Annotated in this window: 27 protein-coding genes; 13 read left to right on the plus strand and 14 right to left on the minus strand. The window is 46.8% G+C overall.

Features of this window, described 5'->3' with window-relative positions:
• Positions 1–2 precede the first annotated feature (2 nt).
• Positions 3–665: a site-2 protease family protein gene (locus BOQ04_RS04015; protein WP_076023502.1), complete on the minus strand. Its 663-nt coding sequence runs from the start codon at positions 663–665 to the stop codon at positions 3–5.
• Between the two features lie 28 nt (positions 666–693).
• On the opposite strand from BOQ04_RS04015, the gene BOQ04_RS10705 reads away from it, so the two are divergent.
• From BOQ04_RS10705 to ygiD, 3 genes are read left to right on the plus strand one after another with little or no spacing between them, the layout of a single operon-like run.
• Complete coding sequence (locus tag BOQ04_RS10705) at positions 694–861, plus strand: hypothetical protein (RefSeq protein ID WP_158025475.1); 168 nt, start codon at positions 694–696, stop codon at positions 859–861.
• 44 nt (positions 862–905) lie between these two features.
• Positions 906–1,043: a hypothetical protein gene (locus tag BOQ04_RS10795; RefSeq protein WP_198929280.1), complete on the plus strand. Its 138-nt coding sequence runs from the start codon at positions 906–908 to the stop codon at positions 1,041–1,043.
• 12 nt (positions 1,044–1,055) lie between these two features.
• Positions 1,056–1,835: a 4,5-DOPA-extradiol-dioxygenase gene (ygiD, locus tag BOQ04_RS04020; RefSeq protein ID WP_076023503.1), complete on the plus strand. Its 780-nt coding sequence runs from the start codon at positions 1,056–1,058 to the stop codon at positions 1,833–1,835.
• Here the strand turns inward: ygiD and BOQ04_RS04025 are convergent.
• The 3 genes from BOQ04_RS04025 to BOQ04_RS04035 are packed head-to-tail and all read right to left on the minus strand — an operon-like array spanning position 1,828 to position 3,876.
• Positions 1,828–2,352: a chromate transporter gene (locus BOQ04_RS04025; protein WP_076023504.1), complete on the minus strand. Its 525-nt coding sequence runs from the start codon at positions 2,350–2,352 to the stop codon at positions 1,828–1,830. The genes ygiD and BOQ04_RS04025 overlap by 8 nt on opposite strands.
• Positions 2,345–2,896, minus strand: a complete 552-nt coding sequence (locus tag BOQ04_RS04030; protein ID WP_076023505.1) for a chromate transporter — start codon at positions 2,894–2,896, stop codon at positions 2,345–2,347. Before BOQ04_RS04030 ends, BOQ04_RS04025 begins: the two co-directional genes overlap by 8 nt.
• Before the next feature lie 5 nt (positions 2,897–2,901).
• Positions 2,902–3,876, minus strand: a complete 975-nt coding sequence (locus BOQ04_RS04035; RefSeq protein WP_076023506.1) for a D-2-hydroxyacid dehydrogenase family protein — start codon at positions 3,874–3,876, stop codon at positions 2,902–2,904.
• A gap of 129 nt (positions 3,877–4,005) precedes the next feature.
• On the opposite strand from BOQ04_RS04035, the gene msrP reads away from it, so the two are divergent.
• Genes msrP through BOQ04_RS04055 form a run of 4 tightly spaced genes read left to right on the plus strand, consistent with a single transcriptional unit; the run spans position 4,006 to position 7,049 of the window.
• Complete coding sequence (gene msrP, locus BOQ04_RS04040) at positions 4,006–4,941, plus strand: protein-methionine-sulfoxide reductase catalytic subunit MsrP (protein WP_076023507.1); 936 nt, start codon at positions 4,006–4,008, stop codon at positions 4,939–4,941.
• 29 nt (positions 4,942–4,970) lie between these two features.
• Positions 4,971–5,555 carry a protein-methionine-sulfoxide reductase heme-binding subunit MsrQ gene (locus tag BOQ04_RS04045; RefSeq protein WP_076023508.1) on the plus strand — a complete coding sequence of 195 codons (585 nt, stop codon included), beginning with the start codon at positions 4,971–4,973 and terminating at the stop codon, positions 5,553–5,555.
• On the plus strand, positions 5,552–6,124 hold the full coding sequence (locus BOQ04_RS04050; protein WP_076023509.1) for a lipocalin family protein: 573 nt from the start codon (positions 5,552–5,554) through the stop codon (positions 6,122–6,124). The genes BOQ04_RS04045 and BOQ04_RS04050 overlap by 4 nt, the downstream gene beginning before the upstream one ends.
• Position 6,125: 1 nt before the next feature.
• Positions 6,126–7,049, plus strand: a complete 924-nt coding sequence (locus BOQ04_RS04055) for an MBL fold metallo-hydrolase (RefSeq protein ID WP_076023510.1) — start codon at positions 6,126–6,128, stop codon at positions 7,047–7,049.
• Here BOQ04_RS04055 and BOQ04_RS04060 read toward each other — a convergent pair.
• Positions 7,046–7,855 carry a hypothetical protein gene (locus BOQ04_RS04060; protein ID WP_083657509.1) on the minus strand — a complete coding sequence of 270 codons (810 nt, stop codon included), beginning with the start codon at positions 7,853–7,855 and terminating at the stop codon, positions 7,046–7,048. The two genes, BOQ04_RS04055 and BOQ04_RS04060, sit on opposite strands and share 4 nt — an antisense overlap.
• 43 nt (positions 7,856–7,898) lie before the next feature.
• Here BOQ04_RS04060 and BOQ04_RS04065 point away from each other — a divergent pair, with 43 nt between their 5' ends.
• Positions 7,899–8,669 carry an SDR family oxidoreductase gene (locus BOQ04_RS04065; RefSeq protein WP_076023511.1) on the plus strand — a complete coding sequence of 257 codons (771 nt, stop codon included), beginning with the start codon at positions 7,899–7,901 and terminating at the stop codon, positions 8,667–8,669.
• Positions 8,670–8,675: 6 nt separating this feature from the next.
• Here BOQ04_RS04065 and BOQ04_RS04070 read toward each other — a convergent pair whose 3' ends face one another.
• Positions 8,676–9,230, minus strand: coding sequence for a DUF2889 domain-containing protein (locus tag BOQ04_RS04070; RefSeq protein WP_233126630.1), 555 nt, complete (start codon positions 9,228–9,230; stop codon positions 8,676–8,678).
• An 88-nt stretch (positions 9,231–9,318) separates the two neighbouring features.
• Here BOQ04_RS04070 and BOQ04_RS04075 point away from each other — a divergent pair, with 88 nt between their 5' ends.
• A complete protein-coding gene (locus BOQ04_RS04075) occupies positions 9,319–10,044 on the plus strand; it encodes a pseudouridine synthase (RefSeq protein ID WP_076023512.1) in 726 nt (241 codons plus the stop codon).
• A 15-nt stretch (positions 10,045–10,059) separates the two neighbouring features.
• Here BOQ04_RS04075 and BOQ04_RS04080 read toward each other — a convergent pair whose 3' ends face one another.
• Positions 10,060–10,272 carry a hypothetical protein gene (locus tag BOQ04_RS04080; RefSeq protein WP_076023828.1) on the minus strand — a complete coding sequence of 71 codons (213 nt, stop codon included), beginning with the start codon at positions 10,270–10,272 and terminating at the stop codon, positions 10,060–10,062.
• A 193-nt stretch (positions 10,273–10,465) separates the two neighbouring features.
• Here BOQ04_RS04080 and BOQ04_RS04085 point away from each other — a divergent pair, with 193 nt between their 5' ends.
• The gene (locus tag BOQ04_RS04085) at positions 10,466–11,806 is read left to right on the plus strand and encodes a dicarboxylate/amino acid:cation symporter (RefSeq protein WP_076023513.1); all 1,341 of its coding nucleotides are present in this window, start codon (positions 10,466–10,468) and stop codon (positions 11,804–11,806) included.
• Positions 11,807–11,869: 63 nt separating this feature from the next.
• On the opposite strand, the gene BOQ04_RS04090 is transcribed toward BOQ04_RS04085, so the two are convergent.
• Positions 11,870–12,490 carry an SOS response-associated peptidase gene (locus tag BOQ04_RS04090; protein ID WP_076023514.1) on the minus strand — a complete coding sequence of 207 codons (621 nt, stop codon included), beginning with the start codon at positions 12,488–12,490 and terminating at the stop codon, positions 11,870–11,872.
• 95 nt (positions 12,491–12,585) lie between these two features.
• On the opposite strand from BOQ04_RS04090, the gene BOQ04_RS04095 reads away from it, so the two are divergent.
• Positions 12,586–13,401, plus strand: a complete 816-nt coding sequence (locus tag BOQ04_RS04095; protein WP_076023515.1) for a foldase protein PrsA — start codon at positions 12,586–12,588, stop codon at positions 13,399–13,401.
• Positions 13,402–13,444: 43 nt separating this feature from the next.
• Here the strand turns inward: BOQ04_RS04095 and BOQ04_RS04100 are convergent, their stop codons facing one another.
• The 5 genes from BOQ04_RS04100 to BOQ04_RS04120 all read right to left on the minus strand — a co-directional run bounded on the left by BOQ04_RS04100 (position 13,445) and on the right by BOQ04_RS04120 (position 22,122).
• Positions 13,445–13,672: a hypothetical protein gene (locus tag BOQ04_RS04100; RefSeq protein WP_076023516.1), complete on the minus strand. Its 228-nt coding sequence runs from the start codon at positions 13,670–13,672 to the stop codon at positions 13,445–13,447.
• Between the two features lie 98 nt (positions 13,673–13,770).
• Complete coding sequence (locus tag BOQ04_RS04105) at positions 13,771–14,691, minus strand: transglutaminase family protein (protein WP_076023517.1); 921 nt, start codon at positions 14,689–14,691, stop codon at positions 13,771–13,773.
• Between the two features lie 8 nt (positions 14,692–14,699).
• Entirely contained in the window at positions 14,700–17,303 is a 2,604-nt protein-coding gene (locus BOQ04_RS04110) for a circularly permuted type 2 ATP-grasp protein (protein ID WP_083657510.1), read from the minus strand.
• Positions 17,304–17,314: 11 nt separating this feature from the next.
• Positions 17,315–20,710, minus strand: a complete 3,396-nt coding sequence (locus BOQ04_RS04115; protein ID WP_076023518.1) for a transglutaminase family protein — start codon at positions 20,708–20,710, stop codon at positions 17,315–17,317.
• A gap of 146 nt (positions 20,711–20,856) precedes the next feature.
• Positions 20,857–22,122, minus strand: a complete 1,266-nt coding sequence (locus BOQ04_RS04120; RefSeq protein WP_076023519.1) for an MFS transporter — start codon at positions 22,120–22,122, stop codon at positions 20,857–20,859.
• A 155-nt stretch (positions 22,123–22,277) separates the two neighbouring features.
• Here BOQ04_RS04120 and BOQ04_RS04125 point away from each other — a divergent pair, with 155 nt between their 5' ends.
• Positions 22,278–23,162 carry a cation diffusion facilitator family transporter gene (locus tag BOQ04_RS04125; protein ID WP_233126631.1) on the plus strand — a complete coding sequence of 295 codons (885 nt, stop codon included), beginning with the start codon at positions 22,278–22,280 and terminating at the stop codon, positions 23,160–23,162.
• A gap of 7 nt (positions 23,163–23,169) precedes the next feature.
• Here BOQ04_RS04125 and BOQ04_RS04130 read toward each other — a convergent pair whose 3' ends face one another.
• Positions 23,170–24,432: a peptidase U32 family protein gene (locus BOQ04_RS04130; protein WP_076023521.1), complete on the minus strand. Its 1,263-nt coding sequence runs from the start codon at positions 24,430–24,432 to the stop codon at positions 23,170–23,172.
• Positions 24,433–24,558: 126 nt separating this feature from the next.
• On the opposite strand from BOQ04_RS04130, the gene BOQ04_RS04135 reads away from it, so the two are divergent.
• Positions 24,559–26,133, plus strand: coding sequence for an MFS transporter (locus BOQ04_RS04135; RefSeq protein ID WP_076023522.1), 1,575 nt, complete (start codon positions 24,559–24,561; stop codon positions 26,131–26,133).

Below are 26,133 nucleotides of genomic sequence, written 5' to 3' on the forward strand. Positions count from 1 at the left end.
ATTTAAAACAACATTAATAAAGGCGAAACTAGTGCGTTGATGAGCCAAAGGAAAAAATGACTTAAGGGCTCCATCCATAGGCCTCCAATGATGCCGGTAAAGGCCAGACCCATCACAATAAAAAATCCCCAGGGCTCAATTCTTCCAAGGGCGATGGATTGTCTGGCTGGTAATAGGCCGGCCAGAATGCGACCGCCATCTAAGGGTGGAATGGGGAATAAATTGAAGACCAACAGACCAATGTTCCACATCACCCCGGCTTGTGCCATCTTGGTAAAGAAAGGCTCCTGAATATCCATCAGTTTGAGTAAAACCCAAATAATCGCCCAAACGAGCGCTTGAATAAAATTAGCCCCTGGTCCAGCCAAGGCGACCCAAATTGAATCGATTTTGGGGTTTCGTAAGCGATCAAAGCGCACTGGAACCGGTTTGGCGTAACCAAACAAAAATGGTGAACCCGTTAAAATGAGGAGCAGAGGTAGCAAAATAGTACCAACTGGATCGATGTGCTTGGCAGGATTGAGGGTAACGCGCCCTAGTACGTAAGCAGTGTTATCCCCCAATTTGCGGGCAGCATAACCATGGGCTGCCTCGTGGATGGTGATGGCGAAAATCAAAGGAATCGCATTTATTGCGATAGCTTGGATAGAATAGTCAGTAATCATGGCAATATGATATCCATAGGAGCAAAAAGTGACTGAAGATAAGAAAACTGATACAAAAACCCCGGTGCGCACTGTAGCGGCCAAGCCTCCCCTCCGCCCAGCGGCGCCCAAAGGCCCGCAAGGTGCCGGTGGACGGCCTCAGGCTGGTTTTGGGGGTGGAAAAGGCATGATGCGTAAGGCTGGCCGCGGGCGATAGTGGATAATTAACCCATTGATTAATGGAATGACAGAGGATTGAATATGAATGAATGGCAACACGAGCCTAAAGAAGTAATCAACAAAAAAATCATTACCTTGGTTGTGATGTTGGCTATTGCTACTAGTTTGGCTATCTTATTTGCATTGGTTGCGGCGCATATTGGCTACGTGTTTGGTTAAGCTAATTAGCTGATGTTGAGTCAACGCCAGCCCGCTGTCTTTGTGGGCCATGGCAGCCCAATGTATGCACTTGAACCCAACCGCTACACTGCGGCTTGGACTACATTAGGAAAATCCCTAAAGCGCCCTGATGCGATTTTGGTAGTGTCTGCTCATTGGGTAACTCGAGGTGTTTGGGTTACCGCCATGAGTAAACCTAAAACAATTCATGATTTTGGCGGTTTTCCGCAAGCCTTGTTCGATGTTCAGTATCCTGCGCCAGGATGCCCTGCGCTGGCTGACCGAGTGCAAGAACTTTTGAATATTCCTGTCACGCTTGAAGAGAATGAGTGGGGGCTAGACCATGGTGCATGGTCTGTCCTGAAGTATCTTTATCCCCATGCTGATATACCAGTTGTGCAATTGAGTTTAGATGGATCTAAGTCGGCTAGTGAGCATTACGAGCTTGCAAAGCAACTCCGGCCACTGCGCGATGAAAATATTTTGATGCTGAGTAGCGGCAATGTTGTGCATAATTTGCGCACTATTGATTGGCATGATGATGCCAAAGTGTATCCGTGGGCCAATCAATTTAACCAATTTTTTATTTCACGCATGCATTCCAGAGAGCACGCACCATTGGTTGCGTGGGAGGATTTTGGTGATGCCGCCCATCTTTCCATTCCAACACCGGAACACTATTGGCCAGCCTTGTATACCTTGGCTCTACAGGATGAGCATGAGCAAGCTCAGATTCTGATTGATGGGATTGAGATGAGCTCTATTGGTATGTTGAGTTTTATTGTTAAATAAAACCTAAAACCCCCAGTAAGCCGCCAAGCGCAATGAGATAGAGTGGGTGCCAGCGAGTGAAGAGAGTGAGAGCTACCGCGAGCGCTGTTAATGCATAAGCAGCCATGCTCTGATCAATCTGTAAAGCTAGCTCCCAAGAAGAGGAAAGCACCAAACCAACTGCGAGAGAGCCAGCAGCAAATTGAATGGTTCTTTGGGCGCGTAAGTCTTGCATGTTATTGAGGTAGCGCTGCAGGAAAAAAATCATGATCGATGACGGCCAGCAGATGGCCAGGGTGGCGACTAATGCCCCCAGCAAACCGCTCACTTTCCATCCAATCAGCGCAACAATCAGGCCATTTGGCCCTGGCGCAGCCTGGGCAATAGCAAAAAAATCAGAAAAGGTTTGTACATCTATCCAGTGTTCTTGCTCTACTGTAATCTTTAACAGAACTGGGAGTAGGGCATTAATTCCTCCAAAAGCTACAAGAGAGAATGCAGACAGTTTTAGGAAAAGACTAATTAGTGGACTAATCATGCTTTGTTTTCCGCCATGCGATTAATAGTGCAAATGGGGCGGTAATCAGAACTACCCAACCCAGTGCTAAATGAAAGTAGATCGCAATAATCATGGTTAGGGCTACGGCCACGAGCATTGGTGGATAACGAAATTCAGTGCGAAGCATCTTCAGGCCGGTGCTGGCAATGAGCCCCACTCCTACTGCAGAAATGCCGCGCAGCAAGCCTTGGACTGCAGGCATAAAGCTGTAGCTCTCATACAGCATGCCCAGAAGAACTACGATGATGATGGGTGCGAACATCAGGCCAGTCACCGCTGCAACAGCACCACGCACACCCGCAAATTTACTGCCAACACAAACCGCTAAATTCATAATATTCGGGCCGGGCGCAATTTGACAGATGCCCAGCATCGCACTGAACTCTTCAGGGCTAAGCCATTTTTCTTTTTCTACGATAGTGCGCCTTGCCCAGGGTAAGACGCCCCCAAACCCAGAAAGGCCAATTCTACAAAATCCAGTAAAGAGTTCGGAGGGGCTCAGTTTTTTTTGATGGCTATCCATGCTAACTAAGGAGAGTAAGGATAAGGAATAGGTTTATTTTCTAGCCAGGCCTCGAGGGTTTCTGTAATACCCTTGGAGAAGGTTTGAAAAATAGGCTCAGCAACAAATCCAAGATGGGGTGTCGCCAAGAGATTGGCGGTGTTTCGTAAGGGATCGTTGCAAGCTAGTGGCTCTATATCAAACACATCAATAGCCGCTTGACCAGGTCTGCCCTTGGCTAGCGCCGCTGGGAGATCTTGCATCTTGATTAATGCTGAGCGCGAGGCGTTTACCAAAATAGAGTCGGGTCGCATCCAGGATAGTTGTTGTGCACCCAATAAGTCCTGGGTTTTGGGGCTGGATACCAAATGCAAGCTAACTACCTTTGATGTTCTTAATAACTCCTCTAGGCTGACGTAACTCGCATTTTCTGCTTGGGCTCTTTCATGGGTCATATTCGGACTCCATGTAACTACTTCCATACCAAAGGCCATACCTACTTTTGCAACTCGACTACCAATAGCGCCAAGTCCTATGATGCCTAAACGCTCACCAGCAAGTATGGGTAGCACAGAATGCTCGTTGCGCCACGCGCCTGTTTTTATTAGATTATTTTGATCAATTAAGCGCTTAGATGCACCCAAAATTAAAGACCAAGTTAATTCGGTGGTGGTTTCTTTTGATGGGCCTCCTGGGGTACAGCCAATCGGAATATTTCTGGAAATCAATGCATCTGAGGCAAGCGTCCCATTGCGCATACCGGTAAACATCAGGAATTTCAATTTTGGTAAGCGGGCAATGAACTCGCTATCAAATGGGGTGCGGTCACGAACAATGACTATGGCATCCGCATTTTCTGTGGCTTGATATAAAGCTTCGCCACGCAATGGCTCATGGTGGATGATGACGTTCGCCAGCTTGTCGATTTTTTCCCAAGATGAGTAGCGACGGAGCGCAAACTCATAATCCCCGAGGATAACGATATTGGGTAGTATGCTCATAGGAATTTGACTGTGATTGATTTCTGTGATCCTTCATTCTAATTCTACTGTTGAGATTCAATTTAAAGTAGTGCAATAAATTCTTAAGAAGCGCAAAATGAAGCTGTTTAAGAAAATAAAGGTATCTTTATGGACTCAATTACACCTAAGTCAATTTTTGATCAACGGCGTGAATTAATTAAAGCTGCCGCAGCCGGTAGTTTTGGTCTGAGTTTGGCCTCATGGTTTTCGCGGGAAGCGCTCGCTATGGCGCCTGAAAAACTCGCGGCCACTGCAAACCCCCTCTATTCCAGCAAAGTTGATGTGACGCCATATAAGTCAGCGACCACCTACAACAACTTTTATGAATTTGGGACAGATAAAACCGATCCAGCTGCTTATGCCTCCAGTTTGCAGACGCGTCCTTGGACTATCACCATTGACGGTCTAGTTAAAAAGCCCCAGACCTTGGATATTGATGCCCTATTAAAGCTAGCCCCCATGGAGGAACGTATTTATCGCATGCGTTGTGTTGAGGGTTGGTCGATGGTGATTCCTTGGGACGGTTATTCCTTATCTAAATTATTGAGCAAAGTCGAGCCACTTGGATCAGCTAAGTATGTGGAGTTCATTTCACTTGCTGATAGTAAGCAGATGCCCGGAGTAAAGAGTTCTATCATTGAGTGGCCATATCGTGAAGGCCTGCGGCTAGATGAGGCAATGAACCCACTGACTTTACTAACGTTTGGCATGTATGGCGAGTTATTGCCTAAGCAAAATGGCGCACCCGTTCGCATAGTAGTGCCCTGGAAATATGGTTTTAAAAGTGCAAAGTCAATTATCAAAATTCGCTTAACCGAAGAGATGCCCAAGACCAGTTGGAATATGTTTGATGCCCATGAATATGGTTTCTACTCTAATGTGAATCCTACGGTAGATCATCCTCGCTGGAGCCAGGCTACTGAACGTCGTATTGGTGATTCGAAAGGTGTATTTGCCCCCAAGATTAAAACCGAGATGTTTAACGGATATGGTGATCAAGTTGCCAGTATGTACAGCGGCATGGATTTAAAAAAATACTATTAAGCACTGCTAAATCTCCTGGTTTCAATTTGATGAAGATGCTTCTTTTTCTGTTTGCTTTACTCCCATTGGGCCGTCTAGTGTGGTTGGGTATGAGTGATGGTTTAGGCGCTAATCCAATTGAATTCATCACGCGGTCTACAGGTACTTGGGCACTCGTATTGCTTTGTATCACCTTGACCATGACACCCTTACGACTGATCACCGGTTCGACCTTTTGGATCAAGCAAAGACGCATGCTTGGATTGTTTTGCTTCTTATACGCTAGCCTGCATTTCTTAATCTGGTTGGCTTTGGATCAAGGTTTTGACCTGGATGCCATGCTCCACGATGTAGTGAAGCGACCTTTCATCACAATGGGATTTTTAAGTTACCTGCTTTTAGTTCCACTGGCACTGACATCAAACCATTGGGCGCAAAAGAAATTAGGTCGACGATGGGCTTTATTGCATCGATTGATTTATTTCATTGTCGGCACTGTGATCTTGCACTATTGGTGGCACAAGGCCGGGAAAAATGATGTCAATATAGTGGAGATATACGCGACTATCTTGGCGCTATTGTTGTTGTGCAGAATCCCATCCATCAAAACCAAAGTTCAAAGCCTATTTAGATGAAGCTCACTTTGATTAAAACAGCATATGTGCTCTCATTGGTCCTGAGCTGCATCAGCATTTCCCCAAGTTATGCGCAAATGGCTGAACAAGCTGAGCCTGTGAAAACCATTGCTACGCTTGATGTGCCGCGCTATATGGGTACTTGGTATGAGATTGCTAAATTTCCAAATTGGTTTCAGAAAAAATGCGTTGCTAATACCAAGGCGATTTATACGCCAAAGGATGGTGCGGGCATTCAAGTGCTCAATAGCTGTAAAACTGCTGGCGGTGAGATAACTCAGGCAGAAGGCTTGGCCCGTCAAATCGGCCCGATAGACTCCCCAAAACTAGAGGTACGCTTTGCACCAGCATGGCTAGATTTTCTACCTTTTGTTTGGGGTGATTATTGGGTGATTGATATTGATCCCCAGTACCAGGTGGCTGCAGTGAGCGATCCCAAGCGCGAGTATCTCTGGGTGCTCTCCAGAAATCCCCAGCTTGATAATAAGGTTTATCAAGAGCTATTACAGCGCTTGGAAAAGCAGCACTTTGATATTCGAAAATTAGAGATCACACCACAGGCCCAATAGGATGGCTTCTTATTATTTGCCTCCCGGCATTGAAATTTTTGAGAGAGGCTGGCTTTCAGCAAACTCTATTTTTCATTTTGGAGATGATGATGTCTCCCTGGTAGATAGTGGTTACTGCGCTCATCAGACCATGACCGTTGACCTGGTAAAGCATGCACTTCAGTCACATAGACTCCAGGCACTAAAAAAAGTGGTCAATACCCACCTTCACTCTGATCACTGTGGCGGCAATGCAGCGCTATCACAGGAGTTTGCTTGTGACATTTATATTCCCCAGGCCGAAGAAATTGCAGTGCGAGAGTGGAATGAGGATTTGCTGAGCTATCAGAATCTGGGTCAAGAGTGTCCACGGTTCAAGGCGCAGGGTGTTTTGATTCCGGGAGAGAGTATTTGGCTTGGACAATATCCGTGGAAAATTTTCAGTGCACCTGGGCATGATCCGCACTCAATCATGCTGTATCAGGCGGATTATCAAATACTGATTTCTGCAGATGCATTATGGGAATCCGGTTTTGGTGTGGTATTTCCAGAGCTATGGGGTGAGGGTGGCTTTGAGGAAGTGGCTCAAACACTTCGATTGATTGAGGGGTTGCCAATCCAATTAGTTATTCCGGGGCATGGCAAGCCCTTTACCGATATTGCAAAAGCGATAGCTATCGCATATTCCCGCTTAGATTATTTGTCTTCTGATCCCACACGCAATGCCCGCCACGGCGCAAAGGTTTTACTCAAGTACAAATTGCTAGAGTGGCGTAACAAGTCGCTTGATGAAGTAAATGCTTGGGTCAAAAATACACCAACTCTCAAAAATATTGCACAGCAACTCAGTATGGATTTGGATGAACTGGCGTTTTGGCTGCCACAATCCCTAGTGCAGTCAGGTGTTGCCACCATCGAGAGTGGCTGCCTGGTGAATATAGGCTAAAAGTTAAAAGAGAGTTTGCCGTAAACCGACCAGTTATATTCTTGGTAGGTTTGAACTACTTGCTTACTTGCACCTATGGCAATTAAAAAATCTTTATTAAAGCGGTGCGTCACCATTGCATCAATCGGTACAAACCATCCACCACCAGCAGTGTTGTAGTACACGCCGTTTTCATCCCAAAGACGTATCTGTGTGTTTGGTGTGATATTAAATCCAAGGGTTGGGTAGAGACCCAATCTTCGCAGTGGAGGGGGTTGATTAGATAGTGGTGTGCCACTTGCTGCAAATCCGTATAAATAGCGCATCAGAGGGGAAAAGTCGTTCAAGAGTGCATGACTCCCCTCCACCGATTGAAAGACCTGTCCTACCTGCGGTCCAAGAGTCCACTGACCATTGTTTCCAAATGGAAATATGATTCGTCCACCTAGGGTGCCTCCCCAGTTCTCCAAAAATCCAGGGTGATTGCCCCAAACAGTCAGCATAGTATTGCCCGCCGAATAGCTTCGAGATGACTGATTTATTTCGGATGGACCATAATTTGCTACATACGCGGTATCAAGACGCAAAGTACCGCGCCAGCTATCGAGCGCTGCTGGTTGGTAGTAACGTAATCTAAGTGTATTGCTGTAATCGCCTGAACCTTGGTAGTCGTGATAACCCCAGAATTCCAGAATATGCTGGCTAGAGAAGGGGTTTGGATCAGACTGCAGCCCTAAAAAGTCATTAGTTGGCTTGCCATCATCTGCCCAACTTGGAAATGCAGACAAGCAAAGCAATAAGCAGAAGAAGGACGGCAATATTTTCATATAGGCTTTAATATTAAATTATTAGAAACCCTAAAGAGAGAATATGGAACACACTGTCTTAGTTACTGGCGCTACCGCTGGATTTGGTGAGGCCACAGCCCGCCGGTTTTTGGCTCATGGCCACAAGGTCATTGCTTTAGGAAGAAGGGTCGAGCGCCTAGAAGCACTCAAGGTATCACTTCCTGCAGAGCAGCAAAACAAATTATTGACCTTAGCCGCCGACGTATGCGACAGCACAGCGATCGAAAAATTGGCTGCTAGCTTGCCTACAGATTTTGCCAACGCGACCATCTTAGTCAACAATGCCGGCCTGGCTTTAGGTCTAGAGCCCGCACATCAAGCTCATCTATCGGATTGGGATCGGATGATTGATACCAACATTAAAGGCTTGGTTCATATGACGCGCGCATTTTTACCCGGCATGGTTGAGCGCAAGTGTGGGCATGTGATTAATTTGGGCTCAGTAGCAGCAAACTACCCTTATCCTGGTGGTAATGTGTATGGTGGTACAAAGGCATTTGTGAAGCAATTTAGCTTGAACTTGCGTGCTGATTTGGTTGGTACTCCGGTTCGTGTTACGTGCATAGAGCCTGGTATGTGCTCTGGTACTGAATTCTCCAATGTGCGCTTTAAAGGAGATGATGCCAAAGCAGAAACGGTTTATACCGGAGTGAAAGCCTTAAGCGCGGACGATGTTGCTGAAGCTATTTTTTGGTCTGCCACTTTGCCTAGTCATATGAACATTAACGTATTAGAGGTGATGCCAGTGCAACAAGCCTTCAACCCATTTAATGTTTATCGTACAAAGGCCTAAGCTCTCTTAAGGTTTAGGCTTCCATTGATAAAACTTGGGGTAGTGGCGTAGTACAGCTGCCCCGTCAAAATCCCAAGATTTACAAGTACCTAAATAGAGTGGTGGTTTATTCTCATCGGCATCAAACAGCGCGCCAGGTACCGCCTGAAAGGCTGCTGTCGCCATGCTGGCAAGTAACTCTCTCAAGTGTGTGCAGCCCTTGATGCCGCCTAGGTGAAGCTCAATCGTTTTTCTCCAGCCCTTGCCAAGTCTTGCGCCAATCAGGCTATCCATAGGGGGAATTACTTCCGGACATTCGGGATGGGGGTGGCTATCCATGGCAACTTCAATCGCCTGAATAACCAATTCCTGATTTACAGTTAGTCGAATCCACATATCGTGGATTGCTTGGCCCGGCTCCCACTGAATGGTGCCGGTGTTAAATACATGTGATTTGGTATCAACTAAATGTGCTTCGATATCCCATAGGCCATCTTCACGTGCATAGCCATTTAAGCTGATTGTGCGCTGATGCAGTGGGGAGCGAGGTGAGGGGGTGGGAAGCATTCGATCTTTCAGCATTCAATAGAGGATTGGTTTAACAGCAAACTGGCTTCAATGATAATCAGATAATCTCCAATTGAAACCCCTGTAGTATCCTTCCCGATATATGGCAAAACCAATTTCTTTAGAAAAAATTCTATTTAGCCAAGGCTTTGGAACGAGACGCTACTGCAGTGACTTGGTCTATGCAGATTTAGTGAAGGTCAATGGAGAGTTGGCGCAAGACCCTGAGGAGCGTTTATCAACTGAAGGTTTGATATTAAATGTCGAGGGTCGGGATTGGGAGTTTCATGAAAAAGCCTATATCGCTTTTAATAAGCCCCCTGACTATGAGTGCTCACATAAGGCAACTCACCACCCTAGTGTGTATGGTTTATTGCCAAGGCCTTTTGTCGAGCGTGGCTTGCAATGTGTAGGAAGGCTGGATTACGACACAACAGGTCTTTTGTTAATTTCAGATGATGGGCAATTTATTCATAAGATGACCAGTCCGAAGAAAAATATCGGCAAGGTGTATGAAATTGCCACTCCAGAACCCATAACGCAAAAGCAAATAGATCACTTGCTCAATGGCGTGGTGTTGGATGATGATCCTAAGCCATGTTTTGCGACAGCTTGTCGACAGCTCGATGAGCGAAAGCTGGCTATGACTATAGTAGAAGGGCGCTATCACCAGGTGAAGCGGATGATGGCAGCCGTTGGGAATCATGTGGCCAAACTTCATCGCACCGAGATCGGTCAATACAGCATGCCAGGTGATTTGGCCCAAGGGGAGTGGCGCTGGCTTTACCCGGACGATTTGCTTAGGCTGGCTAAAAGCGTAGATGCTTAAAGCTAGCCTTACCGCTTAATGCTCTTCTTCGCCATCCTCAGATGTCATGCTCATTAAGATAGTGGCTAACAGACCATAAACCACTTCAGTTGAGATCATGCCATCTTCATCTAGCTCGTCAATCAGATCATTTAAACAATCTTCGGTAGGTTCGTTGAGCAGTGTCATGGCGCATTCACACCCATAGTCGAAGTCTTCGTCGTTTTGGGTTTGATTGTCGTTTGTCATGTTTATCCTCTGTAGAAGCTTGAGCATAGCAAAGAAAAAAGATGCCGGGTTTCATTCTGCTAAGTGTGGATGTTGATCCTTAAAATATGCTGCACAGCAATATTTTTCGGGATACTTTTTATTTCGCAATTTCAGTAGAGGCAGAGAGCTAAATCTGTTTTAATAAAGCCTTTAATACTATTCTGGGAGCAACATGAGTTCCAATACTCTGGCTAAGAAAAAACTTCCCTTTTATCGGGTTCTTTACTTTCAGGTGATATTTGCAGTGATCACCGGCGTACTGCTCGGACACTTTTATCCTGAATTGGGTGTGGCGATGAAGCCTTGGGGCGATGCCTTTATCAAGGCAATCAAAATGCTCATTTCCCCGATTATTTTCTGTACTGTCGTGCTCGGAATTGCTGGCATGGAAGACATGAAGAAGGTCGGAAAAACTGGTGGCCTGGCCCTCTTGTACTTCGAAATCGTCAGTAGCCTTGCCTTGATCATCGGTTTAATGGTGGTCAACATTCTCCAGCCTGGCGTTGGAATGAACATTGATCCAGCAAGCATTGATACCAAAGGTATTGCTGCCTATACAGGCCCTGGAAAGTTGGGCACTACTACTGACTTTTTAATCAACATCATTCCTAATACCGCTGTTGAGGCTTTTGCCAAAGGCGAGATTTTGCAGGTATTGTTCATTGCCGTTTTATTCGGCTTTGCCTTGCATCGCTTTGGTGGGCGCGGCACGCTGGTATTTGATATGGTGGAAAAAACATCCCATGTGCTGTTTGACATGATTGGTTTCATCATGAAGTTTGCCCCAATAGGTGCTTTTGGTGCAATGGCATTTACGATTGGTAAATACGGCATTGTTTCCCTCTTCTCCTTGGGTAAATTAATGGGGTCTTTTTATCTGACCTGCTTATTGTTTATCTTTATTGTTTTAGGCCTTATTGCTCGCTTTAATGGATTTAGTATCTTTAAATTCGTGCGTTACATTAAAGAAGAGCTTCTCATCGTATTGGGAACTTCCTCTTCAGAATCTGTCTTGCCACGCATGATGGAAAAAATGGAAAACCTCGGTGCTAATAAAGCTTGTGTTGGCTTAGTCATTCCAACGGGTTATTCCTTTAACCTTGATGGCACTTCGATCTACCTGACGATGGCAGCGGTATTTATTGCCCAAGCAACGGATACACCGATGTCGCTGACTCAACAGCTCACCATGCTTTTGGTATTGCTCTTGACTTCAAAAGGCGCAGCAGGGGTAACTGGTAGTGGCTTTATTGTCTTGGCCGCTACTTTATCTGCCGTTGGAAATCTACCCGTTGCTGGTTTGGCATTGATTCTGGGTATCGATCGCTTTATGTCTGAAGCGCGTGCTTTAACTAACTTGGTTGGTAACGGTGTGGCCACGATTGTGGTTGCCAACTGGACTGGCGAGTTAGATAAAAATATTCTCAAGAATCGCCTGGACAATCCATCCTGGGTTGCTGCGCAAGACCCTGAGGTGATTCTAGATAAACAGCAAGACAAAATGGCAAGCTAATTGAGAAATACATTCTTCTGATTTAAAAAACCACTCTTCGGGGTGGTTTTTTATTGCCTCGAGCTAGCAGATTTGTAGTTCTGGCATGGATTGAATGCTCAGTAGTTGGCGTGCGCTTTCGGGGGTGGCATCGAGCCAGGCATTAAACAGTTCCGGGCGCAAAGGTACAACAGTGCGTTTTTCCTCCTCTGGCTTGTGAAGGCGCTGCATCACTGGATGGTCGTTGGCATTAATGGTGAGCATGGAAAAAGACACAATCAACTCGCCTGTATCTGGCTCAGTCCAGGTATCCCAAATCGAAGCAATCGCCATTGGCTCACCATTGACTTGCTTAATACCTGTGCGGACCGATTTACCAGTTTCATAGCAAGGCTCATAAAATTGATCTGCCAGAGCAAGGGCGTAATGTCGATTCTTCCAGGCGGCACGATAGGATGGTTTCTCATCCACGGTTTCTGCGCGTGCGTTATAGGTATGTCTACCAAAATTTTCTTCTTTAGCCCATGAGGGTAGAAATCCAAATCGCGCCATCCCAATAGCGGAACGATTGGTTTGATGGCTGCGTAGAATGATTGGGCCGGGATAGGTAGGAAAGACGTCGTGTACTTGCGTCTTGGGCAATTCCAAATCAAAAGTAGTTTTGACCCAGTCTGCGTTGGCGGTGGTGAGATATTGAACGCACATCGCTAAAACCTGCAGATGATTGATGAGGGGTGCCTAGTTGGTTTCGCCATATAGTCCTGTTACTATAAGGCATCTATATTAAAAAGAATGAAAATATGACTTCTATCAACATTCGTTTTATTGCGGCATCTTTGTTAGCTGCGGCATGCATAGCCAGCGCTCATGGACAGGTACCACCCATTAATGCAGCTGCTTCTGTAAATGGCCTGATTATTACCAATGACATGGTTGAGCAGGGTATTAAGACTGCGCTGGCCCAAGGCCAAAAGGATTCACCTGATTTGCGTAATGCAGTTTTGAGTAGGTTGATTGAAGTTTCGCTGCTTGCCCAGCAAGCCGATAAAGATGGTTTAGCCAACTCTGATAAAGCCAATAGTCAGCTTGCATTAATGCGTCAGAATTATTTAGCTGAATTAGAGCTATCAAATTACCTTGCCCAGCACCCTGTTACCGATGAGGATGTTAAGGCTGAGTACGACCGCGAGATTGCATCGCTCGGCCCACGTGGTGAGATTGTTCAGTACAAAGTATCGGATATCGCAGTTGCTACTGAGGCTGAAGCCGAGGCAGCTTTAGCCAGAATTAAAAAAGGGGAGCCCTTTGCAAAAGTGGCCAGTAGCGTTTCATTAGCCCCCAACAAGAAAGATGGCGGAGCGATAGGCTGGATCCAAGCCGGGCAAACCTTACCGCAAATTGCGAGTGTACTGACCACACTCTCCAAAGGCCAGGTATCACCTGAGCCTATCAAAATGCCAGAAGGATATTACTTGGTTAAATTGGAAGATAAAAAAACCAGCAAGCCACCTACATTTGAAGCGGCCAAAACAGCGATTCGAGCTGGCCTCATCCAGAAAAGACAGTATGACTATTTAACCCAAATTCGTCAGAACGCCAATATCGTAGTTCAGTAGACAGCTGCAGTATTTAAAAGCCCCGTTGCTGGGGCTTTTTTTATTAGGCCTCTAGGATGACAAATTCACCTAAAGAAATACGCTCTCGAAATTGAGAGAAGGAGAAGTAGGCTTTAATGGTTGAGGTGCTGATTACTTCAATCTTGCCATCGGGCGTAAGGATGGCAGGATACTCACCCTCCATGAAAAATAATGGCTGATTTCCTTCATCTGTGGACGCCGCAAGCTCCCGGGCTTTCATAAACAGGCTTTTAGTAATTTTGATACGCATACCGTATCTTAAGTTCCTGAATATCGTCAGAAATTCTGATGCGCACACTTTTTAAATGGTATGCACCAAATTGGAACTTATTGATTGCAGATGCCCAATTATTCCGCAGGCATTACCGTAACGGCTACATTCATTTTGTGATCGGCGCCACCATGAATAACGCCTTTAATCGGTGAAACGTCACCATAGTCCCTACCTTGGGCTAAGTTCACATAATCTTCACCCGGGGAATCAATACCCCAGCGATTATTAGTTGGGTCAAGATCGCACCAAAACCCCGAAGTAAGTTGGCCCTGATCATTTAAACGAGGAATGTAAACAGCTGCCCAAGCATGCGAGGCGTCCCCACCAATTAAGCGCGGTTGACCGGGCGGTGGATTGGTAAGGATATAGCCACTGATGTATTTGGCGGGTAGACCAAGATTGCGCAAGCTGGCAATCAGTATGTGCGAAAAATCTTGGCATACCCCCTCACGCTTTTTGAGTGCTTCATGAGCTGGAGTATCAATATCAGTACTTTTGCTCACGTAATGAAATTCGCTATGGATGCGTCGCATCAGGTCGATAGCTGCTTCCAAAATAGGTCTGTTAGGAGTGAAATTTACTCTTGCGAATTCGGCAAACTCAGATCTGATAGGGGCAAAAGGGGAGGCAAATAAAAACTCTGAAGCAGCATCCCAACGGGTGCCCGAGTGATACCTAAAGTATTCTCGTACCGCTTCCCAGCTTGGTGTCTTGTTTGGGTCTGGTGCTTGGGTCTGGCGGGGTAATGTTTCGACCAGGGATTGAACAGAGATGGTTAATTCACGATGTCGATTTTGGAGAGAAAAAAAATCACATACATTGCCGTAGTTATCAATACTTTGATCTTGCCAGGCCGGTGATGGATCAATATGAATATTTGATTTCAGGATTTTCTGAGTACTTGTTTCAGCAGGTTTTAGATGGGCAAGATGTTGCGCAATCTCGACGTTGGGATCGTAGCTATAGTGGGTATCGTGGGTAATTTCGAGCAACATAATATGGGCTAGGTTTGTACTCGATAGTGATTCTGATGAATCAAATTAAAGTAACGCGCACTAATTTCATCTGACACATTCCAGGCAGCATTAGCGCAGTTTTGCAGGCAATCGCGTAAGTTGTAGAAATTTCCCTGTGAATCAAGCGTGCAAAGCGCATCCAGTGAATAATTTTGGAAATTAGTGACGCTACTGGTTAGTTCATCTGGATGATTGCGTTCAGTACCTGCTAGCTTGGAAAGTCTAGCTCGCAATGCTTTAGTCACCCAAGCCAATGAGCGGGGGTTCTCATCATCGAGTACCAGGAGGCTGACGAGGGGTTCAATTTCACGACTTTGTTGATGTTGGGCGTGGAAAGTAATGGTGCTATCAAATAAAGCCAGTAGGGCCATATAGCCAGAGCTATCGGCATTGGGATTATTTAGTAAGCCCGATGTGATTGCTTTGTCCAAGGCATTTGTTAAGAAAGACAAACGTTCAATATAGCGGCCGATAGTTAAAAGCTGCCAGCCATCATCACGCGTCATGCGATCAGTTTGTGCCCCAGTAATGGCGGCTAGCGAGCTATTTGCGCGATTTAATGCTTCTATTGCCAGGGAGGACGAGAAATCCTGAAAGGCGGTTGCTTTATGGCAATCTGCTTGAAATTGATCGATGCAGGCATTGATGCTACCCCACTGTTCGGTTGAAAGTCGCTCCCTTACATTAGAGGCTGTCCGTTTCATGGCTTGAAGATTAAAGCCAACGCTAGTGGCATGTTGCCAATGCCCAAGGCAATCAATCAGGGTACGCTCGAAGATACGGTGGTGTGCATCGCCATGCTCGAAATTGCTTGGCACACCGTCAGGCACCAGGCCGTATTGGGTGCATAAGCTACCCAACCAAACCCAAAGATGTTTAGAAGGGAGGTAGTCAGCATTGACGCTTTCAAGATAGAACTTAGCTAAACGCAAAAGATTCTCGCTTCTTTCGGTATAGCGGCCAAACCAGTAAAGATTTTCTGCGGCGCGACTAGTGACAATGCGTTTGCGAGAAATTGGCGCTTTATGCAGTGTTTGTGGTGCGAGAGGCTCTTGAGCTGTTTGGTGGTGGCTTTGCACCCAAACATCGGCGCTGCTGCCACCGCGCTGCATCGACGCAATACCCGGGTCCGATGAGGCGATGCGTGCCAAGCCTCCTGGTAGAACTTGCCAACTATCAGAGCCATTACTCAGTGCAAACACTCTGAGCATGTAAGAGTGGGGCTCAATTAAAGACGCATTATTCAGGTTGAAGGCATTGAGCCATACCGGCATTTGCGCCAGGGGAATATAGCGTTGCACTGTGTGTTCATCGGGTTGACGGGTAATGCGCCCAACCCATTCATCTAGCTGCGCTTGGTTTAGCGAAGCGCCTAGGGTTGCTTCATATTGTTCATGACCTGGAGCGCCGGAGTAGGTCGGTTTAATAGCACTCATTCCCAGGTTCGGAATCGCGGCCTCTAGTGCGGCTCTTTCTCCGCACCACCACGTATCCATCGCAGGTAATTGGATTTTCTCGCCCAGCAGGCGCTCACTGATGCCGGGAAGGAAGCCCAATAAAGCGGGTGACTCTAAAAAGGCTGAACCTGGCGCATTAGCAAGGATGACATTGCCAGCCCGGATCACTTGAAGTAATCCTGGAACGCCAAGTGTAGAGTCGGCACGCAACTCCAGTGGATCTAAGAATTCATCATCAAGACGTTTTAAGAGAATATGAACCGGCTCTAAACCTTTCACTGTTTTTAAGAAAAGGTGACGATCTCTCACTGTCAAGTCCCCACCTTCAACCAAAGTAAGGCCAAGATAGCGTGCAAGATAAGCATGCTCGAAATAAGTCTCGTTATATGGCCCTGGTGTTAAGAGGGCAATATGCGCATTGGAACCAGCTGGACTCTGGGATTTAAGTGAATCAATGAGGTCTCTGTAAACGTTCGCTAAAGGCGCCACTTGTATGGCTTGATAGGCCTTAGGAAATTGTCTTGCAATGAGATTTCGATTTTCGAGTAGATAGCCTAAACCGGATGGTGCTTGTGTGCGCTGAGACAGCACTGACCAGCTGCCATCTGGCGCTCTAGCTAAATCAAAGGCAATAATGTGCAGGTGTCTACTACTCGGCGGGTTTACACCATGCATCGAGCGTATATAAGCGGGATGGCCATGCACTAAGGCAGGAGGAATCAAACCCTCCTTAAGTAAGGTTTGAGGGCCATAGACATCCGACATGATTGCCTCAAGTAAGCGTGCTCTTTGCAGTACTCCTGATTCAATCTCTTGCCAGGCTTGGGTATTAATAATCAGCGGAAAGAGGTCTACGGACCAAGGGCGTTGAGGACCGAATTCATCGGCATATACGTTGTACGTGATCCCGTTTTCACGTACTTGACGATTTAGCTCTTGAGTACGCTGATCTAAGTCTGCCAAACCCGTAGGCTCGAGTTGCTCAAAAAATGTCTTCCAATGCGAAGCTAGTTCACCTGAACTATTTCGAAGTTCCTCGTAGTGACCCGGCTCAGCCCTGGGCGCAAGGTCACGCACCTCATCGATGAGTGAGGCGGTATAAATGTGCGGTAGTTCAGGCTGAGGATAGTCCACGGCCTATTGTCTCACTGTCGCATATCCAGCGTAAATGGAAACTCACGACTAACAGCCAGCTCAATATTGGCGCTCAAATCTGCGATTGTTCCCGGTGTATGTCCCATGCGGAAGAAGCGCGATAATCTGCGGCTTTCGGCTTCATAGGCATTAATAGGGAAAGTGTCGTAATTCAGGCCGCCTGGATGAGCAACATGGTACTGGCACCCTCCAACAGAGCGTTTCATCCAAGTATCAATAACGTCAAATGTTAGAGGTGCATGTACCCCAATACTTGGATGCAGGCTGGAGGGTGGATTCCATGCCTTATAGCGAACGCCTGCTACATACTCACCAGCAATGCCGGTTGGCTGTAGCGGTAGTGGCTTGCCATTACAGGTAACGGTGTAGCGACTTTGATTGAGGCCGGTCACACACACTTCAATACGCTCGAGTGAGGAATCTACATAACGAGCTGTACCTCCAGGAGCACCTTCTTCGCCCATCACATGCCAAGGCTCTAAGGCATTGCGTAGGGTAATTTCAGTACCCATGGTTTGTACTTGACCAATCAATGGAAAGCGGAACTCAAAATGCGGTGCAAACCATTCTGTTTTGAATGCGTAGCCGAGTTGCTGCATTTCTTCAATGACATCGGCAAAGTCCATCTTGATGAAGGTTGGTAATAGGCAGCGATCATGCAGCTCAGTCCCCCAGCGAGTTGCTGGCGCTTGGTAAGGTTCATTCCAGAAGCGGGCAATCAAGGCACGAATCAGGAGTTGCTGTACGATACTCATATGGGCATGAGGCGGCATCTCAAAAGCACGTAATTCCAGCAAACCGAGTCGGCCAGTTTGGCTATCTGGTGAATACATTTTGTCGATACAGAACTCACTGCGATGGGTATTGCCTGTAACATCAATCAAGATATTACGTAAGGTGCGATCGACCAACCACGGCGGCATGCTGTCACCATACTTTTTACGATTTTCATGTATTTGCTTTAAAGCAATTTCGAGCTCGTAGAGTTGATCATTGCGCGCCTCATCTACACGCGGCGCTTGGCTCGTTGGCCCAATAAACATGCCGCTAAATAGATAGCTCAAGCTAGGGTGGTTATGCCAATACAGAATCAGGCTGGCCAATAATTCAGGTCGGCGTAAGAAAGGGCTATCACTTGGAGTGGCGCCACCCATTACAAAGTGATTCCCTCCGCCAGTGCCAGTGTGGCGGCCATCGGTCATAAATTTCTCAGCCGAAAGGCGGGATTCAAAGGCAGCTTTATATAAGAATTCGGTATGCTCAACCAATTCATTCCAGTTATGCGCCGGATGTATGTTCACCTCAATGACGCCTGGATCAGGTGTAACTTGTAAGAGTTTTAATCTAGGGTCGCGCGGAGGAGGGTAGCCCTCGAGCACAATCTGAAACTGCAATTGCTCTGCGGTGGCTTCAATTGCATGCAAAAGATTGAGATAGTCTTCAAGCCTAGCTAGTGGCGGCATAAAGACATAAAGCGCACCATTTTTGCCGCCATGTTCATTTTCTGCTTTAGGCCCATTGGAGCGCATAGGGTCACGTGTTTCAACACACAAGGCCGTTCTAGTGATCCAGCTAGCAGATTCTTGTCTTTGGGGGAGGCGTACCTCTTGAGAGGTGCTCCAAACACTCTTGCTGGAAGTTGCGCTGTCTTTGCCTAGCGGGCGATATTGCTGCTCAATAGTTGCGGCAGATGGCAGCGCCACCTGTGGCGCAAAAGGGTCTTCCTCAATCAGGTAAGGGTAGTCAGCCTTGCTGGTCCAAGGTAAAGAATCGAGTGGCAGGCGATAGCCCATGGGAGAATCGCCCGGCAATAGATAGAGTCGGTCCTCCCGGTATAGCCATGGTCCTGTTTTCCATTTGGTATCAAAATAATTTTGACCATGTGCCGCCTCGATTGGCAGCACATAACCAATGACAGAGTCTAGTTTTTGAGTGAAGACGCGTTTCAATCTGGTGCGCTCCATCTCATCATCGAGATTAGAGTGAAATGGATCTACGTTGACCGGTAATTTTGATTCACGCCAGAGGTAATAGAAGGTGTCTTCATATGCCGGCTCAATAAACCGATCAGGTAAACCTAAATTGCCAGACAGTGTGCGAATAAATAAATCTGCATCCTTGCTTGTATAGGTAATCGGGCTACGTTCATCCGCAAAGAGTTTGGGGTTCTTCCAAATCGGCTCGCCATCTGCTCTCCAATAGATCGAAAGAGCCCAACGCGGAAGTTGTTCGCCTGGGTACCATTTGCCTTGACCAAAATGGAGAAAGCCGCCATCGCCGTATTCTGCGCGGAGCTTCTCGACCAAGTCGGTTGCATAGCCGCGTTTGGTTGGTCCAAGAGCATCTACATTCCATTCGCGCTCATCGCGACCGTTCACTGAAACAAAGGTTGGCTCTCCACCCATCGTAAGGCGAACATCATCGGCAAATAATTGCTTATCGACTTTGTGCCCTAACTCAACAATGGCTTCCCATTGATCTTCGGTATAGGGTTTAGTAACCCGGGGAGATTCGTAGATGCGAGTGACATCCATTGTGTGCGTAAATTCAACTTCGCACTCATCTACGCCACCTTCAATCGGGGCGGCTCCAGAAGGCTCTGGTGTGCAGGCTACGGGAATATGACCTTCGCCAGCCATCAGTCCGGAAGTTGGATCCAGGCCAATCCAGCCTGCCCCTGGTAGGTAGACTTCACACCAAGCATGTAGGTCGGTGAAGTCGACTTCAGTGCCACTAGGGCCATCCAAAGATTTGACATCGGGTGTGAGTTGAATCAGGTAGCCAGAGACAAAGCGTGCTGCTAAACCACATAGTCGTAGCAAGTTAACCATCAACCATGCAGAATCTCGGCATGAGCCACTGCGCAGCGTTAAGGTTTCGTCTGGAGTTTGTACACCCGGCTCCATCCGAATTAAATAGTTAATATCTTTTTGAACTTGCTGATTCAGTTTGACCAAGAAATCAATCGTGCGCATTTCACTACGATCAATTGTCTTGAAATATTTGTTCAAATCAGAATTGCGCATTTTCAGTAGATAAGGACGCAACTCTCTTCTGAGTTCTGAGTTGTATTTAAACGGATAGTTTTCAGCATCCGGCTCTAAGAAAAAATCAAAGGGGTTATAGACCGCCATCTCCGTCACCAAATCGACTGTGACCTTGAAGTGGTTGGTTGCTTCTGGGAAAACCAGGCGCGCTTGGTAATTGGCGTAAGGATCTTGCTGCCAATTTACAAAGTGCCCCGCAGGCTCCACTTTTAATGAATAAGAAAGAATATGGCTGCGGCAATGGGGTGCAGGACGCAAGCGGATGACCTGGGGGCCCAATTTAACGGGGCGGTCATATTTATATTCGGTGACGTGATGGAGGGCAGCGTGAATAGACATAGTGAAAGTCTATGGGGAGGACGTTACATTTACAAGATGCTAGGCACAGTAATAGTGCGTAATAGGGATTTACGCCCACAAATGGGTAATCCCTATGAAAAAGAGGGCATTTGTCCTCTTTTTAATGCTGTGGTCAGTGAACTATCTTAGTCCTGCATTAAGCGGCGCACTTTAATAAAGCCCAAGAGTGATAACAAGGCGCAAGTCGATAAGTAGTAGCCAACGTACTCAAGACCGTATTGGGTTGCCAGAGAAGTTGCCAAGTAAGGCGCTAGCGATGCCCCCAGGATTCCTGCCAATGTGAAGGTGAGTGAGGCTCCGGTATAGCGAACAGCTGTAGGAAAGACTTCTGCGAGAGCAGCACCCAGTGGGCCATAGGTAAAGCCCATCAACAGTAAGCCGATCGATAAAAAGACGATGGTTAAAAAGAGGCTGCCGGTAGAAAAGAGTGGCGCAAAGACTAGGCCGAACAAGAAGATGATTGCAGTAGCCCCAATCAATATATTGCCGCGGCCATATTTATCTGCCAGCAAGCCTGCAATTGGAATACCAATGGCAAAGAAAAGAACCCCTACCATTTGAGCTAACAAGAAGGTTGAGCGAGAGTAGTGCAAGACAGAGGTACCCCAACTGAGGCAAAAAACTGTCATCAGGTAAAAAATGACGAAGGTCGTAGTAGCGGCAATCGTGCCAAAAAATAAGATACGGGTATTTTTAAAGATGACATCATGCATTGGCATCTTAACGCGCTCGTTCTTCTGCATAGCATCAATGAAGTCTGGAGTCTCTTCGATCTTCAAGCGTACATAGAGGCCAACGAAAACCAGTATGGCACTGGCAACAAAAGGAATGCGCCAGCCAAAGTTAAAGAACTGCTCATCACTTAAGGTATTGCTGAGCAATAAGAATGTCCCGGTCGACAGTAAAAAGCCGATGGGTGCCCCCAGTTGCGGAAACATGCCATACCAGGCGCGTTTTCCAGGAGGGGCATTTTCTGTGGCAAGTAAGACTGCGCCGCCCCATTCACCACCAAGGCCGAGGCCCTGACCAAAACGAAACAGTGCGAGGAGTATTGGGGCCATGATGCCAATACTGGCGTAGGTTGGCAGCAGACCGATCGCAACAGTTGATGGTCCCATGGTCATCAACGCTGCTACTAAAGTGGCTTTGCGCCCAATACGATCACCAAAGTGACCAAATAGGGCGGCGCCAACCGGTCTTGCAAAAAACGCTAGAGCGAAAGTGGCAAGGGACTGTAAGGTTGCTGATGTGGGGTCACTTGAAGGAAAAAATAGCTTCGGGAACACTAACACCGCAGCAGTGGCGTATATATAAAAGTCGAAGAATTCGATGGTGGTGCCAATTAAGCTAGCCAGTAGAACGCGTGTTGCAGAATTTTTAGCTGGTCTCATTATTTATAGTTTTTATAGGGGTAATTAATTAAAACTGCCTATATCCTACCTTGTCTCTATTTTTTTTGCAGCTAGGAATTGACCTAGGTGCTGGTTTTAATGAGATCCCCCCATTTCAGGGTCCGTGGCGTTAATATGCGGGGATGGATGATTTAATGAACAGCCCGCAATCAGATTCAGTCGAAAAACAAGCGGCCGGCAAAAAAAGTACGCTAGTGAGCGTTGCCGTTAATCTTGCGTTAACGGTGGGCCAGGTATTTACGGGTTTGATTTCTGGCTCACAGGGTTTAATTGCCGATGGTATTCATTCCCTAACCGATTTGGTCGCCGACTTTGTAGTGCTACTTGCTAATCACCATAGCAGTAAAGATGCCGATGAGGATCATCGTTATGGACATCAGCGCTATGAAACCGCAGCCTCACTTTTCTTGGGTGTATCACTTCTTTTTGTTGGCGTGGGCATGCTCTGGTCGGCGGGTCAAAAAATTGTGAGCCCTACAGCGGTTGGCCAAATTGAGATTTTGGCTTTATATGTTGCTTTAGGCGCTCTTGTTGCCAAAGAACTCTTGTTTCGATACATGCTGATTGTGGCTGAGCGTGCACGCTCCTCTATGTTGGTTGCTAATGCTTGGCATGCTCGATCAGATGCTGCCTCTTCATTGGTGGTTGCCTTAGGTATTGTTGGCGCTTTGCTGGGTTATCCAATTTTAGATTCTGTGGGCGCCCTAGTGGTTGGCCTCATGATTGCGAGGACTGGTTGGAACTTTAGCTGGGAGGCGCTTCATGACTTAATGGATAGAGCGGTTTCTCTGGAGGAGCATCAGAAGATTGAAAAGATTATTCAATCAACACCTGGAGTGAAGGGATGTCACGACCTCAGGACGCGCAAGATGGGCGATCTCATTTTGGTTGATGTTCACATTGAAGTTGATGGTAATGAGACTGTCCAAGTTGGACATGATATTGCCCAGGAGGCTGCCAACCGAGTGTTAGCTAGCCTACCAATTCTGAATGTGATGACCCACGTGGATCCGGTATAAAGCGCGTTTATTCGTTGACGTAACGTGCAATATAGATGTGCTTGCCTTTAGGCTGGAGTTTGATCCAAACAAAGTGGCCTGAGCCTGGAGCGACATCGATCGCTTCATTATTTAGATTCCACATGGCATCGAGAGTGATATCGTGGTTTCCTTCTGGCTCAAGAATTTCTAGCTTATCGCCAACAGCGAAGCGATTTTTAACATCCACCTTAGCGCGGCCGCTTGCCTGGTCGTACTCAAGCACTTCGCCGACATACATACTTCTGCCCGATAAAGAGTGGCCTCTTAAATAGTGTTGATACTCGCTATCGTGATGCCTTTGGTAGAAGCCATCGGTATATCCACGGTTCGCTAAGCCTTCCAATTGACCCAGTAGAGCTGGATTGAAGGGTTTGCCTGCGGCGGCATCATCTATGGCTGCGCGATAGGACTGGCAAGTACGTGCTACGTAGTAAGGGGATTTGGTGCGACCTTCAATTTTGAATGAGTGCACACCCATCTTAGTTAATCGCTCAATATGTTCGATGGCACGTAAGTCTTTTGAGTTCATGATGTAAGTGCCGTGCTCATCTTCTTCGATAGGCATTAATTCATTTGGTCTGCCTGCTTCTTCAATCAGATAGACATCACCTGAAGCATCTTCTTCTGCGGGCTTTACTTTGTAATCCCAGCGACAGGCATTAGTGCAAGCACCTTGATTGGCATCCCTATGCGACATGTACCCAGAAAGAAGGCAGCGTCCAGAGTAGGCCATGCACAAAGCGCCGTGAACAAACACTTCCAATTCCATTTCAGGGCAGTCTTGACGAATGGCTTCAATTTCATCAAAAGACAGTTCACGCGAGAGAATGACTCGAGTGACACCCACTTTATGCCAAAATTTTGCCGCTGCACCATTCACGGTATTGGCCTGGACAGATAAATGAATGGGCATATCAGGCCATGCTTCGCGCGCCATCATAATTAGGCCTGGATCCGACATGATGAGCGCATCCGGTTTGAGCTCAACTACCGGGCTCATATCGTTAATGTAGGTACGCGTTTTTGAGCCATGCGGCATTACATTGGAGACTAAATAAAATTTCTTCCCCAAGGCATGCGCGGTATCTATACCTTCTTTGAGAACATCATTCTTTCCAAAGTCATTGTTGCGAACGCGTAATGAGTAGCGTGGTTGTCCAGCATAAATTGCATCTGCGCCGAAATTAAACGCGGTATGCAGCATATCTAGGCTGCCAGCTGGGGCTAAAAGTTCAGGTGTTTTGTTCATTGACCCATTTTAGAGGCTTGTACAAGACTTCGCCGGAGAAGCTCACGTAGTTCGGTTTCTGTCCTTAAAATCACCATTTACGCAAATACGCGTTCAAAATACAGTTTCTATTTTTAGCACCTTTTCATGAAACAACACCCCGCTACAGCCATGCTTGGCATCTCCTTGGTAATCATGTTGATTGCCTTGGATCAAACCGTCGTTGGCACGGCTTTGCCCAGTATTGTGGCTGATTTAAAGGGCTATAGTTTGTACCCTTGGATTGCCGCCGTTTATCTTTTAACCAATGCTATTTTTATTCCAATTATTGGACGCTTGGGGGATATTCATGGCCGCAAGCCATTCTTAATTGGGGCCATTGCGCTTTTCTCTATTGCGTCCATGCTTTGCGGTATAGCTGGTTCAATGATGCAGTTGGTTTTTGCTCGGGCCTTACAAGGGGCTGGCGGTGGCATGTTAGTAGGGTCCGCATTTGCATCCGTACCAGATTTATTTCCCGATCTAAAAGAGCGTGTACGTTGGCAGGTGATGCTGTCTTCTGCTTTTGGTATTGCGTCAGCTGTTGGTCCCGCACTTGGCGGAGTGCTGACGGAGCATTTTGGTTGGCGTAGTGTCTTTTATGTCAATCTGCCAATTGGCATTCTTGCCTTAGTAATGGTGTGGCGCTATTTGCCTTTAATCATTCACCACCAGGAAGAGAGGTCGGGCCTAGATTGGTTAGGAGTGGCTTTACTAGTGGCAACCTTATTTGCCTTACTACTGACATCAGAGCTTGGGGCTTCATTGGGTTTTCTCAATCCAACACTTTGGGCTTTAATGGCTGCTTCATTGATTTTTGCTTACCTGTTTTATCGACATCAGATTCAAAGCCAACAACCTATTTTGCCCCCACATCTTTTGGAGCATGCCACAGTGCAGCTGTTATCGATTCTGTCCTTCTTAAGTGGCTTAATGTTGTTCATTCTGGTTTTCTACATGCCCCTTTTATTGCAGGCTGGCCTCTCTTTATCGCCTAAAACAGCAGGGGGGATGGTGACGCCGATTTTGTTTGGCATCACTGTCGGGAGCATTATTAATGGCCGGGTGATTATGCGGATTAAACGCACGCGCTATGTGTATTGTGCGGGTGTGGCGTGCTTACTGGGAGGTCTTTTTATGCTGACTCAAGCAGGTCAGGAAACGGCCTCCATCTATTTGCTCACTGCCTTCTCATTGTGCGGCTTTGGTTTTGGTTTTCAGATTCCAAATCTGACTCTGCAAATGCAATCTGCAGTGGCTAGAGCTGACTTGGGCTCTTCATCGGCCCTGGTGCAGACGCTTAGAACGGTTGGCAGCATGTTCGGCGCTAGTATTGGGGGTTTGGTGGTAAACCTGTCTTTTAATCATGCGATTAGTGCCCATTTAAATCAGTTGGGAATCAGCGACTCTCGAGTATCCAGTCTCTTTCAAACCCCGCAAATATTGATTCGGGTTAGCGATCAATTACAACTTCAAGCACTCGCGGCTAGCCTTCATTTAAATGCGGCTGAACTGATTGAACAGGGGCGTCTCTATTTGATTAATGGAATTCATCACGCATTGTGGTTGGCCAGCGGTATTGCTATTGTCGCCATCTATGTAGGTCTAAAGCTACCCAATATTACCAACCCACATGCCAATGTCAGCGATACCTTAGCGGAAACGTCGGATGATTATTTGTAA

It is taken from the genome of Polynucleobacter sphagniphilus, from assembly GCF_001953355.1.
GTDB classification, from domain to species: Bacteria; Pseudomonadota; Gammaproteobacteria; order Burkholderiales; family Burkholderiaceae; genus Polynucleobacter; species Polynucleobacter sphagniphilus.

What these genes read in the sequence shown, in the direction of transcription:
- BOQ04_RS04080 (WP_076023828.1), bottom strand. Translation starts at nt 10,272, where the DNA reads ATGACAAACGACAATCAAACCCAAAACGACGAAGACTTCGACTATGGG.
- BOQ04_RS04045 (WP_076023508.1), top strand. Translation starts at nt 4,971, where the DNA reads ATGAAGATGCTTCTTTTTCTGTTTGCTTTACTCCCATTGGGCCGTCTA.
- msrP (WP_076023507.1), top strand. Translation starts at nt 4,006, where the DNA reads ATGGACTCAATTACACCTAAGTCAATTTTTGATCAACGGCGTGAATTA.
- BOQ04_RS04060 (WP_083657509.1), bottom strand. Translation starts at nt 7,855, where the DNA reads ATGAAAATATTGCCGTCCTTCTTCTGCTTATTGCTTTGCTTGTCTGCA.
- BOQ04_RS04105 (WP_076023517.1), bottom strand. Translation starts at nt 14,691, where the DNA reads ATGTTGCTCGAAATTACCCACGATACCCACTATAGCTACGATCCCAAC.
- BOQ04_RS04030 (WP_076023505.1), bottom strand. Translation starts at nt 2,896, where the DNA reads ATGGATAGCCATCAAAAAAAACTGAGCCCCTCCGAACTCTTTACTGGA.
- BOQ04_RS04015 (WP_076023502.1), bottom strand. Translation starts at nt 665, where the DNA reads ATGATTACTGACTATTCTATCCAAGCTATCGCAATAAATGCGATTCCT.
- BOQ04_RS04120 (WP_076023519.1), bottom strand. Translation starts at nt 22,122, where the DNA reads ATGAGACCAGCTAAAAATTCTGCAACACGCGTTCTACTGGCTAGCTTA.
- BOQ04_RS04055 (WP_076023510.1), top strand. Translation starts at nt 6,126, where the DNA reads ATGGCTTCTTATTATTTGCCTCCCGGCATTGAAATTTTTGAGAGAGGC.
- BOQ04_RS04075 (WP_076023512.1), top strand. Translation starts at nt 9,319, where the DNA reads ATGGCAAAACCAATTTCTTTAGAAAAAATTCTATTTAGCCAAGGCTTT.
- BOQ04_RS04050 (WP_076023509.1), top strand. Translation starts at nt 5,552, where the DNA reads ATGAAGCTCACTTTGATTAAAACAGCATATGTGCTCTCATTGGTCCTG.
- ygiD (WP_076023503.1), top strand. Translation starts at nt 1,056, where the DNA reads ATGTTGAGTCAACGCCAGCCCGCTGTCTTTGTGGGCCATGGCAGCCCA.
- BOQ04_RS04125 (WP_233126631.1), top strand. Translation starts at nt 22,278, where the DNA reads ATGAACAGCCCGCAATCAGATTCAGTCGAAAAACAAGCGGCCGGCAAA.
- BOQ04_RS04090 (WP_076023514.1), bottom strand. Translation starts at nt 12,490, where the DNA reads ATGTGCGTTCAATATCTCACCACCGCCAACGCAGACTGGGTCAAAACT.
- BOQ04_RS04135 (WP_076023522.1), top strand. Translation starts at nt 24,559, where the DNA reads ATGAAACAACACCCCGCTACAGCCATGCTTGGCATCTCCTTGGTAATC.
- BOQ04_RS04070 (WP_233126630.1), bottom strand. Translation starts at nt 9,230, where the DNA reads ATGCTGAAAGATCGAATGCTTCCCACCCCCTCACCTCGCTCCCCACTG.
- BOQ04_RS04025 (WP_076023504.1), bottom strand. Translation starts at nt 2,352, where the DNA reads ATGATTAGTCCACTAATTAGTCTTTTCCTAAAACTGTCTGCATTCTCT.
- BOQ04_RS04115 (WP_076023518.1), bottom strand. Translation starts at nt 20,710, where the DNA reads ATGTCTATTCACGCTGCCCTCCATCACGTCACCGAATATAAATATGAC.
- BOQ04_RS04095 (WP_076023515.1), top strand. Translation starts at nt 12,586, where the DNA reads ATGACTTCTATCAACATTCGTTTTATTGCGGCATCTTTGTTAGCTGCG.
- BOQ04_RS04100 (WP_076023516.1), bottom strand. Translation starts at nt 13,672, where the DNA reads ATGCGTATCAAAATTACTAAAAGCCTGTTTATGAAAGCCCGGGAGCTT.
- BOQ04_RS04130 (WP_076023521.1), bottom strand. Translation starts at nt 24,432, where the DNA reads ATGAACAAAACACCTGAACTTTTAGCCCCAGCTGGCAGCCTAGATATG.
- BOQ04_RS04065 (WP_076023511.1), top strand. Translation starts at nt 7,899, where the DNA reads ATGGAACACACTGTCTTAGTTACTGGCGCTACCGCTGGATTTGGTGAG.
- BOQ04_RS04035 (WP_076023506.1), bottom strand. Translation starts at nt 3,876, where the DNA reads ATGAGCATACTACCCAATATCGTTATCCTCGGGGATTATGAGTTTGCG.
- BOQ04_RS04085 (WP_076023513.1), top strand. Translation starts at nt 10,466, where the DNA reads ATGAGTTCCAATACTCTGGCTAAGAAAAAACTTCCCTTTTATCGGGTT.
- BOQ04_RS10795 (WP_198929280.1), top strand. Translation starts at nt 906, where the DNA reads ATGAATGAATGGCAACACGAGCCTAAAGAAGTAATCAACAAAAAAATC.